We start from the raw sequence: 13,778 nt of genomic DNA, 5'->3' as shown, positions 1-13,778 counted from the left end.
CCGCGGCGCCGCCGGCGACCGCGGCCGCCGCGGTGCGCGGCCCGATGCCTCCGCACGCCCACACCGGTACCCCGAGCTCCGGGGCGCCCAGTAACTGCTGGAGCAGCACGAAGGTGCTCAACTCGCCGACCCGGCCGCCGCTCTCGGCCCCGCGGGCGATCAGGCCGTGCGCCCCGGCGCCGACGGCGGCGCGGGCCTGGGCCAGGTCGGTCACCTCGGCCAGCAGGCGGTAGCGGGTGCCGAGCGGTCCGAGGTCCCAGCCGGGCAGGTCCGCGGGCAGGACGAGGGTGTGCGGTGCGGCCGCGCCGGGGGTGTCGAGGTCGGCGGGCGAGAGCCGGCAGCCGGGTTGCACCCGCAGGCCGAAGCGGCCCGGGGCGCGTTCACGGAGTGCGGCGAGCTGCTCGCGGGCGTGCCGGTCGCCGGTGCCGAGGTCCAGTACGCCGAGCGCTCCGGCGCGGCAGAGGGCCTCCGCTAGGCCGGCGTCGGGTTCGAGGAAGGGGGTGATCCCGATGACGAGGTCGGCCGGCGGAAAAGTGGGCCTCATGGGCTCTCCGAGGGTGAGTCACGACGCGGTTGGGGGCATGTGCGACTCCCGGGCCGGGGCGCACGGGGGCTGCTCCTCCGCGGGGTGTTCGGAGGTGCCGTGCGACTTGACCCGGTCCGGTTCAGAACCGAAGCTACCGATCGGTAGCGCACGCCAGGTTAAGTCCTGGTTGCAGGTCCATGTCAATGCCCCGTTGGGGTAGGGTCGTTGACGCTCTGCCGCTCTCCCGGCGGGCGGCGCGGGCGTCCCCCGTGTCGTACGCGTGTGCCATACTCCGTCGGATGCCGCAGACACGGGCGGAACTTCCCCGCCACCTCGAGGTCGAGGCGCCCGACGGTGCCGCCTTCCCGCTGCACGGGCTGGCCCAGGACGATCCGGGTGCGCCGGTGGTGCTGGTCTCCCCGGCCATGGGCACACCGGTCGGGTTCTACCGGCGGTTCGCCGAGCACCTGCACGCCGCCGGCGCCACCGCACTGGTGCTGGACCACCGGGGGAGCGGCGCGCGCGGGCAGGTGCCCCGCACCACCGGCTACCGCCAGCTCACCGACGACCTCGGCGCGGCTGTCGCCGTCATCCGTACGCGCCTGCCGCAGGCCGCCCTCACCGTCTGCGGGCACAGCCTCGGCGGGCAACTCGCCCTCGTCCAGGCCGCCGAGGCGGCCGAACGCGGCACTCCCGCGCCCGACGCCGTCGCCCTGGTCGCGGCCGGATCCGTCTACCACCGCGCGTACGGCCGGCGGGCCCCCGGGCTGTTCGTCGCGAGCCGGCTGATGGCCCTCACCGCCGCCGCGCTCGGCCACTGGCCGGGCCACCGGCTCGGCTTCGGCGGCCGCCAGCCGGCCGGCGTCATCATCGACTGGGCCCACCAGGCCCGGACCGGCCGCTACCGGCTGGCCGGCGCCGACATGGAGGACACCCTGCGCGGCCTGCGGGTGCCGGTGCTCGCGGTGGACGTGGAGGGCGACCGCCTCGCGCCGCCCGGCGCCGTCGACCACCTCTGCGGCAAGGTGCCGAACGCGCCGGTCGACCGCCGCGGCTACACCGCCCGGGACGCGGCCGGCGGCCCCCTCGACCACTTCCGCTGGGCCCGCCACGCCGCCCCGCTCGCCCGCGACCTGGTCGCCTGGACCCGCGGCGCCCACCCGGACACGGCCGGCGGGCCGCGCTAGGCGGTGTCCGACGGTTCGCGTCGGATCGGTGCGCGGCGTCGGGCGCCCGGCCGGGCGGGCCGGCGGAGCGCCCTCGTCCGGCCGTACCCGGGCGATTCGCCGGCGCGTCCAGGTGGGGCTCAGGAGCCGTCCGGTCGGTCACCTGTGATCAGGCCGGGGTCTCCGGTGCTTCGTGAAGCCGGCTCAGCAGGGCCAGCAGTTGCCGCTGCTCGTCCGGGGTGAGGGGTGCCAGCAGCTCGGCGTTGGCGGCCTCGGCCAGGGCTCCGCAGCGGGTGAGGGCGGCCGTGCCCTCCGGGGTGACGGTGACGGCGTTCTTGCGGCGGTCCGAGGGGTGGGGGGCGCGCAGGACGAGGCCCTCCTTCTGGAGGTGGTCGAGGAAGCCGACCATGTCCTTGGGGTCGACGCCCAGCCGACGGCCGAGGTCGGCCTGGGTGGCGGGCCCGTACTCGGCCGTCGCGGCCAGTACCGCGTGGTGCATGAGCTTCAGCCCCTCCGCGGCGATGGCGTCGGCCACCATAGCCCGGCCGCGCGCCGCAACACGGCCGACGAGCCACGTGGGCAGGGACTGGATGCGTCGGAGGTCGGAGGTCATGGACCCAGACTATCCAAAAGTCATTGGACTTCCCAATGAAACTCGCCCTATCGTTGGGGCATCCAATGAGTCCGGATCGGGGAGGTCCTGTGCTGCGCATCCGCCATGAGGTCGACGGTGGAGCCGAGTTGCTGTTCGCCGAGGAGGCCGACCGGCCCGAGGCGGCAGCCGGAGAGGTGTTGATCCGGGTCGAGGCGGTCGGGGTGACCCTGCCCACCGTGCGCAAGGTGCGGGAGGGCAGCGGGCCGGTCCCGCTCGGCGGCGAGGTCGCCGGGGTGATCGTCGCCCTGGGTGCGGGAGTCACCGCCTTCGGCGTCGGGGACCGCGTCACCGGGCTGTGCTTCGCCGACGCCTACGCCGAGTTCGCGGTGCTGAACACCGCCATGACGTCCCCGATCCCGGACGGCGCGCCCGCCGTGGAGGCGGTCGCGCTGGTCCGCAGCGGGCTGGTCGCGCGCGGTGCCTACGAGGCCGCGCGTGTCGAGCCCGGCGAGTCGGTCCTGGTCACGGCGGCGGCCGGCGCCGTGGGCACGCTCGCCCTTCAGTACGCCAAGGCCGGTGGGGCGGCACGCGTCGTCGCCGCCGTCAGCAGCGCCGACAAGGCCGACTTCGTCCGAGGGCTGGGCGCCGACGAGGTCGTCCGCTACGAGGACGCCGACTGGGGCGCCCCGTACGACGTCGTACTCGACGGCGTCGGCGGTGACCTTCTCGGCCCCGCTGTACGGGCCCTGGCGACGGGCGGCCGGCTGGTGGCCTTCAGCTCGGGCGGCGGCACGGTGGAGGCGTACGAACTCCTGGTCCGCGGAGCGTCGGTGATCGGCTTCCAGATGCGGGCCATCGCCGTCGGCAAGCCCGAACTCTACGACCGCTGGCGGCGCGAGCTCTGGCAGATGCGCGACGCGGGCGCCCTGCGCACCGTCGTGCACGAGGAGATCCCCCTCGACGATGCCGCCCGGGCCCACGCCCTGATCGAGCAGCGCCGCAACCTCGGCAAGGTCGTCCTGGTCCCTCGGGCGCCGTCCCGGTGATCACGGGCGACGCCGGATCACCGACGCCGCAGCGGTGCCGCTGCCGAGGAACACGCAGACGCGTGTGATCACCCCGATGCCCCACCGTCGTGGCCGCCCCCGGCACCCCGCGCCCGCCACGGCCCGAGGTGCCGTCCCGACCGTCCCGACCGTGCCGCGGGCCCTGACGGCCGGGTGGGTGGCGGGGGTTCAGGTGCCGGCCGGTGCCGTGGCCCGGCTCGGGGTCCGCCGGTGGGCGGTGGCGCGGTGCGCCCGTTCGACGGCCTGGCCCCAGTACGTCCCCGTGACCATGAGCACCGCGCCCAGCGCGGCGAACACGCCGAACCTCTCCCCGCCCAGGCAGATGCCGACCGCCACGGCCCAGACCGGCTCGGTGCCCAGCAGCAGGCTGGCCCGGCTGGCCGAGGTCCGCTGCACGGCCCACGTCTGGGCCACGAACGCGAACACGCTGCAGAACAGCGCGAGGTACCCGAGCTGCGCCCAGGCCGCGGCGGGCGCCTGGGCCAGTGCCGGCACCCCGCCCGCGGCCGGCAGCGCGAACAGTGCCGTCCCGACCACCGTCTGGACCGCCGTCAGCTGCATCGGCCGCACGGGGTGCCGGGCCGTCAGGCGGCCCACCAGCGCGACATGGGCCGCGCGGACCACCGCGGCGAGGAGCATCAGCAGGTCGCCGGTGCCCGGCCGGTGGAAGCCGTTGCCGGACATCAGCAGCCCGACGGCCAGCAGGCACACCGCCGTCGCGGCGAAGAACCGGGGCGGCAGCGGGCCGGTGCCGGCCGAACGGTCCAGCAGCGGTGTGAGCACGATGGTCAGACTGATGATCAGCCCGGCGTTGGCGGCGCTGGTGTGCGCGACCCCGTACGTCTCCAGCACCAGGACGGCCGCCTGGGTGACACCCAGCACCGCCCCGACCCGGACCTCCGCCCGGGTCCAGGACCCGCGCCGCCGGCCCGGCGCCGCGAGGACGAGGCAGGCGACGGCGGAGAGCAGGTAGCGCGCGAACAGCACCACCAGCACCGGCAGGGCGGCGGTGGCGGTCTTCGCGGCCAGATAACTGGAACCCCAGACCAGGGCGACGAGCAGGAGGACCGCATCCGTGCGGCGGGCTTGGATCACGTCCCTACGGTGCAGCACCGGGATCTTGAAGCCAAGAGCGACCTTCTTCATGGACCATTCAGTTTCCCTACACTGTCGGGATGAACGAACGGCAGCTGCGCATCCTCCGCGAGCTCGGCGAACTGGGCAGCGTCACCGCGGCCGCCGAGGCCCTGTCGATGACCCCCTCGGCGGTCTCGCAACAGCTCCAGCTGCTGCAACGCCCGATCCCGGTCCCGCTCACCGAACGCGAAGGCCGCCGCCTGGTACTCACCGAGGCCGGCCGGGCGCTGGCCGCCGCGGCCGTGGAGGTGGAGACCGCGCTCGCCCGGGCGCGCCGCGTGGTCGACGAGTTCGTCGACCGGCCCGACGCGGACGTGTCGGTCGCCGCGTTCCACAGCGCGGCCTCCACGTTCTTCCCGATCCTGCTCCGGGACCGGACCGGCTCCGGGCGCCCCCGGCTCTCGCTCGCCGACGAGGACGTCGCCCGCGACGACTTCCCGAAGCTGACCCGGGACTACGACCTGGTGATCGCCCACCACCTGGACCACGCACCGCCGTGGCCCGCCGCCGTCACCGTCTCCACCCTGCTGCTCGAACCGCTGGACGTGGCTCTGCCGGCCGGGCACCCGCTGGCCGCCAAGGCCCACCTCACCCCCCGTGACGTGGCGGGGGAGCCGTGGATCACCGTGCACGACGGCTTCCCGCTGATGGCCACCGTCCACGCCATCGCCGCCGCCGCGAACCGCCGGCTCGACATCGTCCACCGCATCAACGAGTTCGCGGTGGTCGCCGAGACCGTCGCCGCCGGCGGCGGCCTCGCCCTGATGCCCCGCTGGACCACGCCCCGGCACCCCGCCCTCGTCCTGCGTCCGCTCACCGGCGTTCCCGCCCGACGCCACGTCGACGTCCTGCACCGCCCGGAGCGCCTGGCCCGCCGGGCGGTGCGCACGGTGCTCGCCGAACTGCACCGCGCGGCCGCCGCCGTCCAGCGCGGGGCGGACGGGTAGCGCCGTGCGCACCGTTGTCCCTGCGGTCTCAGTACCCGGCGGGAGGCCGGTCCGGATCGGCCTGCTGCACTTTGGCGGCCAGGTCGTGGCCGTCCCGCGCCACGCCGTAGGCGTCCATCACGTAGTTCATCGCGGCGGCGAAGTTGGCGACCGGGTCGTAGATCCGCACCGACGTACCGGCCTGGTGGTAGCCGGCGAAGGTCTGGGGGATGCACTGGGCCACCCCGCGCGAGCACTGGAAGGGCGCCCCGGGACGGGCGGAGTCCTCCGGGACGGGCGGGCCGACCGCGTTCGCGTCCGAGGTGTTGATCTGCCACCGGGGCGAGTTGTAGGCGGACTCCCTGGACGCGATGGTGTCCATCCCGAGCTCCCAGGACCGGCGGGCGCCCGGATCGGTGATCCCCATCGCGTCCAGCGCCTCGTCGATGTAGCCCACGCAGGCCGCCGAACCGCTGGACCACGACCCGGCGCCGGAGAAGTCGATTTGCGAGGTGGGGATCGGCCCGGGGGTGGTGGGCGTGGTGGGCGTGCCGTCGGACCCGGAGGCCGGGTCGCGGTCGAGCACGGCGTGCACCGGGAAGGACAGGCCGTCCGTCCGGGTCACCGTGACCGTGTGGGTGAGCAGCGGGCGGGCGAAACGGACCGTCACCGCGGAGCCGCCGTCGTTGCCGACGGCGACGTACCGCACGTCGGCCGAACCGGACCACACGACCACCCGCAGCGCGGCCCGCGGCGACCCGTCGAGGGTGTGGTCGCAGAAGAACCGCACACCGGTGTACTGCCCCTCGGCGAAGGTCACCCCGCCCTGGTGCGTGACGACGAAGTCCGGCTCCGCGGCGGCCATCTCAGGTCACCGCGGCGTAGACCGGGAACGACAGACCGTCCGTGCGGGTCACCGTGACGGTGTGGGTCGCGGCCGGATCGGCGAACGGGACGACGACCTGACGGCCGCCGTCGTTGCCGACGGCGACCCGGTGGACGTCCGGGTGGCCGGGTGACCAGACCACCACCCGCAGCGCGGCCTGCGGGGAGCCGTCGAGCGTGTTGTCGCAGAAGAACGCGACGGCGGTGTGGTCGCCCGGGGGGAAGCTCACGCCGCCGCGGTCGGTGATGGTGAAGGAGGGCATGGCGCTCCCCGGGGTGGACGGGCCTCGATTCGGCTACGTACGGCCAGCTCCATGTACCCGTTCGGACCACCGCGGCGGCAAGGGGACGGCGACCGATCAACCCGGACGGCGGAGCGTGCAGCCACCGCTGTCCGCCCCGCGCGCTCCGGTACGCGGGCCGGGCGCGCCCGTGCGCCGGGCTCAGGCGGGGTGCTCGAAGCTGCCGGGGCTGTCGGGGGTCGCGCGCCAGTCGGGGGAGCGCTCCGGGTCGGCCTCGGCCAGGGCCCGGCGTACGCCGCCCGCGTCCAGGTCGGTGGTGTACACCGGCGTACCGGGCTGCTGGCGCCAGGAGTCCTCCAGCGAACCCGCGTCGACGGCGTCGAAGCCGAGGGACTCCACCAGCCCGCACACGACGGCCTTGGCCCGTTCGTCGTCACCGGCGACCGGCAGCGCGATCCGGTCCGGCGCACCCGCCGGGCGCCCGAGATCGGCGAGGTGGTGGGCGTAGATGTTGTTGAACGCCTTGACCACCGGGCGTCCGAGCTGCTGCTCCACCCAGCGGCTCTCGGTGCTGCCGATCTCGATCCCCGCGATCCGGCCGTCGCGCTGCCGGGGGTAGTAGTTGCCGGTGTCGACGACGACGAGCCCCTCGGCGGCGCCGTCGAACAGGCCGGCGGGCAGCTCGGGGACCTTGCCCTGCGGGATCGTCACCACGGCCAGCTCCGCCCCGCGGGCGACCTCCTCGACCGGCCGCGCCGTCGCACCGCTCTCGGCGGCGAGAGCGGTGAGCGTCTGCGGGCCGCGGGAGTTGGCGACGGACACCTCGTGGCCGAGGGCGGACAGGCGCCGGGTCAGGGTGCCGCCGATGTTGCCGGCGCCGATGATCGCGATCTTCACGGGTGCTGCTCCTGGGGTCGGGGTCGGGGTCGGAGGTGGACCGGAGGTCGGCACCATGCAACCAGGCAGTCGCGGCAGCCGGTGGCAGGACGACGCCCGCGGCGCGTCAGGACCGACGGCCCGTCAGGAGCGTCAGCTCCCGCGCATCGTGCGGTACATGCCGATCGAGCCGTGGGCGGCCGTGTCGGTGAAGCCGAACTTCTCGTACAGGAAGCGGGCGGGCCCGTCCGCGATCAGGGAGACGTACGCGGTGGCGGGGGCGCGGCGCTCCAGCTCCCCGGTCAGCGCGGCCATGATGCGCCGTCCGAGGCCCCTGCCCTGGTGGGCGGGGTGGACGCAGATGTCGACGACCTGGAACGCCGTGCCACCGTCGCCGATGATCCGCCCCATGCCGATGGGCCGGCCCTCGTGGTGGAGGACCACGCCGAACCAGGTGCCGGCCAGGCCGAGGGCGGCGGCCTCGGGGGCCTTGTCGGACAGCCCCGCGTCGGTCCGCAGACGGCGGTAGACCTCGACGGGCGGCACGCCCGCCTCCAGTATGTAAGGGTCGCTCATGGTCTGCAGATCTTACCCGACGCGGGCTTCAGGGCCGCAGGCAGTGCGCCTGCGGGGCGTAGCAGATGAGACCCACGGCACCGAAGGCCCCTCGACGCGGCACTAGTTGCGGTTGAAGGTGCGGGTGGCGGCCGCCGCGATGGCGATGCCCAGGGTCCAGCCGAGGAGCGTCAGCACCACCGTCACGACGGCCGGGACGCCGTGGTACTGCCAGGCCTCGGACTGGCCGAAGCGGACCACCGGGATCAGGTGGTCGGCCGCGTACAGCACCGGGTTGAACTCCGAGGTGTCGTCGGAGGCCACGTGCTGCGGCCGGACCCGGCTGAAGTAGGCGCTGCTCGCCAGCAGCAGGCCCGCCGCCCAGCCGAACGCCCGGGCCGGCCGGTAGCCGTAGCCGACCAGCAGGTCCAGCAGCCGGCCCGGGATCCGCCGCCACCACGGGAAGGTCGCCCGCAGCGCCCGCTGCCTGGCCAGCAGGACGGTCCTGGCCTCGCCGTCGTTGCCCAGGGAGCGGTAGTAGGAGGCCAGTTGCTCGTACGGCTGGGCGCGGAACGCGCCGATCCGGTCGTGGTCCTCGCGGCTGGTCTGCCGGGCCAGCACCCGCAGCCGGCCGGCGGCGCCGACGTAGTCGCTGAACGGGCCGTAGGTGAAGCCGTCCAGGTTGAGCCGGCCGGGCCAGCTGTCCGGGTCGTCCCGGACGCCGCCGGCGGCATTCGCCGCGTACAGCGTCAGCCGGGCGTCCGGGCTGGCCATTCCGGCCAGGTCGAGGTGGCCGCCGATCCGGGCGCCGGTCAGCCGGATCTCGCCGTCGGTCCGCAGGCCGTCGTCGAGCCGCAGAATGCCGTCGACGGTCAACCGGCTTGCATGCAGGGCCGGTTGACCGGGGGTCGGGGTCAGGTGGGCCCCGCCCAGGTCCAGCTCGCCGGCGAACCGGGCCCCGGGCAGCCGTACCGTGCCGATCGCCGTGAACGGGCGCGGTTCCCGCTGTCCGGGCAGTTGGGCGGGCCGCAGCGAGGCGTCGCTCGCCACCCGCAGCGAGTCGCCGTGCAGGGCGGTGCCGCCGCGCCCGTCCAGCCGGGCTCCGGTGAGCAGCAGCGAGCTGCCGATCTGGGCCCCCGGTATCCGGAACTCGCCGACCACCGAGATCCGTTGGGCGAACAGGCTGCGACCGATCTGCATTCCGCCGCCGTTCAGTGCGGTGCCGCCCGGGGCGCGGTTGACCAGTTCGGAGTCGATCAGGGTGAGCCGGCCGCCGATCCGGGCGTTGATCAGGTTGAACGGGCCGGTGATCCGGGCCCGGTTGGCGTGCAGGCTGCCGTCGACCACGATCGCGTCGGCGTGCACGGCGCGGTCCGCCCCGCCGCCCGCCGCCGCGTCCTCGCTCGCCGCAGTTCCGCCGTCCGGCGCCGTGCCGCCGGTCACCACCGTGTCGCGCAGGTCGAGCGTGCCGCGGATCTGGGCGCCGTACGCGCTGAGCGTGGTCAGCCGGGAGCCGCCCAGGTCGACCGAGCCGGTGACGGCGCCGTCCAGGTCGATCGGCCCGTCGAACCGGCACCCGCGCAGCTGCAGCGCGCAGGAGACCTGGCCGTGGTCGAGCCGCAGCGGTCCGGTGATCCGCGCCCCGGCGACGCGGAGCGCCGCCACCGCCCCGGCCGCCTGCGGGCACGCCCCGAGCAGCAGCGCCGCGATCACCTCGCCGCGGACCGACCGCTCGGGCGCCCAGTGCTCCGCGGCGGCCGGCCGGTCGGCGTCGGGGTCGCCGGTCCGCAGATCGACCGGGTCCCCGTGCGGGAAGGCCTGCCAGATCCGGCGTTCGGTGGCGGTGAGGCGGCCGAGCCGGTGCGGTACGGACGAGGTGGCGGGAACGGGCGTGCGACTCATGGCCTCCATCCTGGCGCAGCCGGGCCCGGCCGGTGGGGGGTTCGGGGAGCCCGGGCCCGGGGAGTCAGGGCCGGGGGCCCGCGCCGTCAGCCGAGCAGGACACCGGGGTTGAGGATCCCCTCGGGGTCGAGCTCCGCCTTGACGGCGCCGAGGGCCCGGGCGAACAGGTCCGGCCGCTGCCGGTCGTACCAGGGGCGGTGGTCGCGGCCGACGGCGTGGTGGTGGGTGATGGTGGCCCCGCCGGCCAGCAGGGCCTCGCCGACGGCGGTCTTGATGTCGTCCCACTGGCGGAGCTCGGAGCCGCGGCGGGCCGGGCCGAGCACGGTGAAGTACAGGGCGGCGCCGTCCGGGTAGACGTGGGTGAGCCTGCGGTGCACGGCGGCGGCGCCGCAGACCGAGGCGGCCGCCCGGCGGGCGGTGCGGTGGAGCTCGGCGTCCAGCTCCTCGAACCGGTCCCAGGTGACGGCCGTCTCGAAGGTCTCGACCAGGATGCCCGCCGCGACCAGCGCGTCCCGTAGGTACGGCGCCGCCTGGAAGCCGTCCCGCCACTGCTTCTCGGCCGCCGTGGCCGGGCCGGCCGGGTCGCCGGATCCGTCGTGGCGGCGGCCGCCGTGGGCCAGGGCGAGGCCGGCGGCCTGGTCCAGCAGGCCGTCCTGCGGGTGGTGCGCGGACTCGAACCCCACGATCAGCACGGCCTCCTTCCCGTCCCCGGCCTGGTTCAGCCGGGCCTCGTCCGGGTCGAGCAGCCGGCAGTTGGCGGGCTGGAGGCCGGAGCGGACGATCGCCCGGGCGGCCCGCGCCCCGGCGGTGAAGTCCGGGTAGGCGAAGGTGGCGGACACCTTGAACCGCGGCCGGTCCTGGACCCGCAGCCAGGCCTCGGTCACCACCCCGAGGACCCCCTCCGAGCCGATCATCAGCCGGTCGGGGCTCGGCCCGGCGCCGGAGGCGGGCAGCCGCCGGCTCTCCCAGAGCCCCGCCGGGGTGACCGCCCGGACGGACTGCACGAAGTCGTCGAGGTGGGTGCGGCCGGTCGCGTAGTGCCCGCCCGCCCTGGTGACGATCGAGCCGCCGACGGTCGCGAACCGGTACGACTGCGGATAGTGGCGCAGCGTCAGCCCGTGTCCGCGCAGCTGCCGGTCGGCCTCCGGCAGCAGGGCGCCCGCCTGGACCAGCGCGGCCGAGGAGGCGGTGTCCACCTCCCGCACCCGGTCCAGCCCGCGCAGGTCGAGCGAGACCGTCCCCGCGAACCGTTCCCCGGCCGGCGGCTCCACCCCGCCGACCACGCTGGTCCCGCCGCCGTACGGGACGACCGCCGCGCCGACGTGCGCGCACCACTCCAGCACGGCGGCGATCCCGTCCTCGTCCCCGGGCAGCGCCACCAGGTCCGGCGGGTGCGGGAACTCGCCGTGGAAGGCACGGACCACGTCCCGGTACGACTTCCCGTACGCGTGGGCGGCGCGCTCGTACGGGGAGGCGGTGAACAGTGGGGCGAGCGAGGCCGGCGGGGCCAGCCGGGGGTCGGGCAGCCGCAGGTCCGCGACCGAGGGCGGGTCGAGGACCCGCTCGCCGCCGAAGCCGAGGGTGGCCCTGGCCTGTGCGGCGATGGCCAGCACGTCGGCGCGGGAGGGCTGTTCGTCCTCGTAGCCCCAGCCCCAGAACTTGCGGCGGCGCGGCGCGGGCCCCGGCCCGGGCCCTGCGGGGGACTGCGGATCGGACATGGGTGCTCCCGTCGTCGGCGGACTCGGCCCGGTGTCCCGCCGACGCTAGCGGCCCGGCGGCGCCCGGTCATTGATCGGTCCGGCCACCGCGTTGACCCCGGTTGCCGGCGGGCGTCGTCGACCGGCCGGCCCGGCCGCCGCAGCGCCCGCTACGAGGTGAGCGTCGCCCGGTCGCGGGCCGCCCGGACGGCCGCGGACAGCGTGGCGATGTCGTACGCGCCGTGGTGGCGGCGGCCGTTCACGAAGAAGGTCGGGGTGCCCGCCACGCCGCTGAGGTCGGCGGACTCCATGTGCTCGGCGACCAGCGCGGCGCCGGTGTGCGCCCGCAGGTCGTGGCGGAACCGCTCGGTGTCGAGGCCGAGCTGCTCGGCGTAGCGGACCAGGTCGGGGGTGCGCAGCCGGTCCTGGTGCCGGAACAGCAGGTCGTGCATCTCCCAGAAGCTGTCCTGGCGGGCCGCCGCCTCGGCGGCCTCCGCGGCGAGCTGGGCGAAGGGGTGGACGTCGGTGAGCGGCAGGTGCCGCCAGACGTAGCGGACGTCGCCGTGGTCGGCGAGCAGCCGGCGCACCACGCTCTCGGCACGCCCGCAGTACGGGCACTCGAAGTCGCCGTACTCGACGACCGTCACCGGGGCGTCCATCGGGCCGCGGACGTGGTCCCGGTCGGGGTCGACCGGTTCGTTGAGGTCGACGATCGGGGTCGCGGTGCCGAGCAGCGCCCGGGTGCGCCGGCGCTGGGGGAGCAGCCCGATCACCCAGGTGACCAGCGCGGTCAGGGTGAACGCGCCGACCACCGCGGAGAGGATGCCGATCTTCGCCTGCTGGAGCTGCTCGCCCTCGAAGGCGAGCGTGGCGATCAGCAGGGAGACGGTGAAGCCGACCCCGGCGATGGTGCCGCCGGCGGTCAGGGCGCCCCAGCCGACCGGCGGGCGCAGCCGCCCGCGGCCGAGCCTGGTGGCGAGCACGGAGGACCCGATGATGCCGATCGGCTTGCCGGCCACGTACCCGAGCAGGATGCCCAGGGTGACGGGGGTGCCGAAGGCCCGGGCGAGTTCGGAGCCGCTGACCGTGATGCCGGCGTTGGCGAGGGCGAACAGCGGCACGATCACGTAGCTGGTCCAGGGGTGGTACATCCGCTGGAGGCGTTCGTTGGGTGACAGCGCGGACGCCAGGCCGCGGCGGACCGACCGCTCCAGCTCGGGGGTGGGCTGCTCGCGGAACAGCCGGAACAGCCCGCTGGCCCGTTCCAGGTCGTCCCGGGCGGCCGGGCGGGCGTAGGTGAGCAGCCCCAGCGCGAGGCCGGTGACGACCGGGTCCACGCCGGACTTCAGCATCGCCACCCAGGCGGCGACGGCCAGTACGGCGTACAGCGGCCCGGCGCGCAGGCCGGTGGTCTTGATCAGCAGCATCACGGCGAAGATGCCGAGCGCGGTGAGCAGCGCGGGCAGCTCCAGGCCGGTGCTGTACGCGACGGCGATGACGACCAGTGCGAGGAAGTCGTCCACCACGGCGACGGTGAGCACGAAGATCCGCAGCGCGGTGGGCAGCCGGCGGCCGAAGACGGCCAGCATGCCCAGCGCGAACGCGGTGTCCGTGGACATCGCCGCCCCCCAGCCGTGGCCGGTGCCGTGCCCGGCGTTGATCGCGAGGTAGATCACGACCGGCACGGCCATCCCGCTCAGGCCGGCCACCAGCGGCAGGGTCACCCGCCGTCGCTCCCGCAGCTCGCCCATGTCGAACTCGCGCCTGGCCTCCAGGCCCACCACGAAGAAGAACAGCGTCATCAGCCCGCTGTTCACCCACTCGCGCAGGTCCAGCGACACCTCGCCGGAGCCGAGCCGGACCGACAGGTCGGTGCCCCAGAACTGCTCGTACGTCCCGGGGCCGGCGTTCGCCCAGACCAGGGCGGCGACGGTGGCGGCCAGCAGGAAGACCGCGCTGCCGGTCTCGGTCCGCAGGAAGTGCCGCAGCGGCGTACGGGCCGAGCCGCCGCACTGGGTCTGGGTCGTCGACGACCGGGGTGACTCCTGTTCCGCGCTCACCTGTCGATTCTGCCGCCGGTGGCGGGGGAAGGCCCGCCACCGCCACGCCTGACCGGGGAGAGATCGGGCCGGACGGGTCCGCTCCGGGCGCCGTCCGGGGAGATCCGCGGCGCGCCGTGCGGCGCGGCCGAAGGGCTCGGTCCG

The 13,778-nt window shown here is 75.3% G+C and carries 13 protein-coding genes; 3 read left to right on the top strand and 10 right to left on the bottom strand.

The annotated features are described in order from the left end of the window. The coding region (locus tag AB0D08_RS16740) for a hypothetical protein (RefSeq protein ID WP_359889457.1) at positions 1 to 544 on the bottom strand (544 nt) is incomplete at its 3' end. A 281-nt stretch (positions 545 to 825) separates the two neighbouring features. Here AB0D08_RS16740 and AB0D08_RS16735 point away from each other — a divergent pair. Then, positions 826 to 1,713 (top strand): alpha/beta fold hydrolase, encoded by an 888-nt coding sequence (locus tag AB0D08_RS16735; protein WP_051813781.1) that lies wholly within the window; start codon positions 826 to 828, stop codon positions 1,711 to 1,713. Between the two features lie 148 nt (positions 1,714 to 1,861). On the opposite strand, the gene AB0D08_RS16730 is transcribed toward AB0D08_RS16735, so the two are convergent. Next, entirely contained in the window at positions 1,862 to 2,305 is a 444-nt protein-coding gene (locus tag AB0D08_RS16730; RefSeq protein WP_033823553.1) for a MarR family winged helix-turn-helix transcriptional regulator, read from the bottom strand. Positions 2,306 to 2,394: 89 nt separating this feature from the next. Between AB0D08_RS16730 and AB0D08_RS16725 the strand changes: the two genes are divergently transcribed. Beyond that, positions 2,395 to 3,333: a zinc-binding dehydrogenase gene (locus AB0D08_RS16725; RefSeq protein ID WP_359889454.1), complete on the top strand. Its 939-nt coding sequence runs from the start codon at positions 2,395 to 2,397 to the stop codon at positions 3,331 to 3,333. A gap of 189 nt (positions 3,334 to 3,522) precedes the next feature. On the opposite strand, the gene AB0D08_RS16720 is transcribed toward AB0D08_RS16725, so the two are convergent. Next, on the bottom strand, positions 3,523 to 4,449 hold the full coding sequence (locus AB0D08_RS16720) for a DMT family transporter (RefSeq protein WP_359889464.1): 927 nt from the start codon (positions 4,447 to 4,449) through the stop codon (positions 3,523 to 3,525). Between the two features lie 80 nt (positions 4,450 to 4,529). Between AB0D08_RS16720 and AB0D08_RS16715 the strand changes: the two genes are divergently transcribed. Next, a complete protein-coding gene (locus AB0D08_RS16715) occupies positions 4,530 to 5,438 on the top strand; it encodes a LysR family transcriptional regulator (protein ID WP_033823551.1) in 909 nt (302 codons plus the stop codon). Between the two features lie 28 nt (positions 5,439 to 5,466). On the opposite strand, the gene AB0D08_RS16710 is transcribed toward AB0D08_RS16715, so the two are convergent. The 7 genes from AB0D08_RS16710 to nhaA all read right to left on the bottom strand — a co-directional run bounded on the left by AB0D08_RS16710 (position 5,467) and on the right by nhaA (position 13,634). Then, positions 5,467 to 6,282, bottom strand: coding sequence for a hypothetical protein (locus AB0D08_RS16710; protein WP_051813779.1), 816 nt, complete (start codon positions 6,280 to 6,282; stop codon positions 5,467 to 5,469). Between the two features lies 1 nt (position 6,283). Further along, positions 6,284 to 6,565, bottom strand: a complete 282-nt coding sequence (locus tag AB0D08_RS16705) for a hypothetical protein (RefSeq protein WP_033823550.1) — start codon at positions 6,563 to 6,565, stop codon at positions 6,284 to 6,286. 180 nt (positions 6,566 to 6,745) lie between these two features. Continuing rightward, positions 6,746 to 7,441 carry an NADPH-dependent F420 reductase gene (locus AB0D08_RS16700; protein ID WP_033823549.1) on the bottom strand — a complete coding sequence of 232 codons (696 nt, stop codon included), beginning with the start codon at positions 7,439 to 7,441 and terminating at the stop codon, positions 6,746 to 6,748. A 132-nt stretch (positions 7,442 to 7,573) separates the two neighbouring features. Then, positions 7,574 to 8,005: a GNAT family N-acetyltransferase gene (locus AB0D08_RS16695; protein ID WP_359889462.1), complete on the bottom strand. Its 432-nt coding sequence runs from the start codon at positions 8,003 to 8,005 to the stop codon at positions 7,574 to 7,576. A 93-nt stretch (positions 8,006 to 8,098) separates the two neighbouring features. After that, positions 8,099 to 9,877, bottom strand: coding sequence for a pentapeptide repeat-containing protein (locus AB0D08_RS16690; RefSeq protein ID WP_033823547.1), 1,779 nt, complete (start codon positions 9,875 to 9,877; stop codon positions 8,099 to 8,101). A gap of 86 nt (positions 9,878 to 9,963) precedes the next feature. Beyond that, positions 9,964 to 11,595, bottom strand: a complete 1,632-nt coding sequence (locus AB0D08_RS16685) for an FAD-binding oxidoreductase (RefSeq protein ID WP_359889449.1) — start codon at positions 11,593 to 11,595, stop codon at positions 9,964 to 9,966. 149 nt (positions 11,596 to 11,744) lie between these two features. Further along, the gene (gene nhaA / locus AB0D08_RS16680; RefSeq protein WP_033823546.1) at positions 11,745 to 13,634 is read right to left on the bottom strand and encodes a Na+/H+ antiporter NhaA; all 1,890 of its coding nucleotides are present in this window, start codon (positions 13,632 to 13,634) and stop codon (positions 11,745 to 11,747) included. Positions 13,635 to 13,778: the final 144 nt, after the last annotated feature.

Source organism: Kitasatospora sp. NPDC048540 (assembly GCF_040651175.1).
Taxonomy (GTDB): Bacteria; Actinomycetota; Actinomycetes; order Streptomycetales; family Streptomycetaceae; genus Kitasatospora.
The sequence above is the reverse complement of the archived record's forward strand: the minus strand, read 5'-3'. Positions and strand labels throughout refer to the sequence as shown.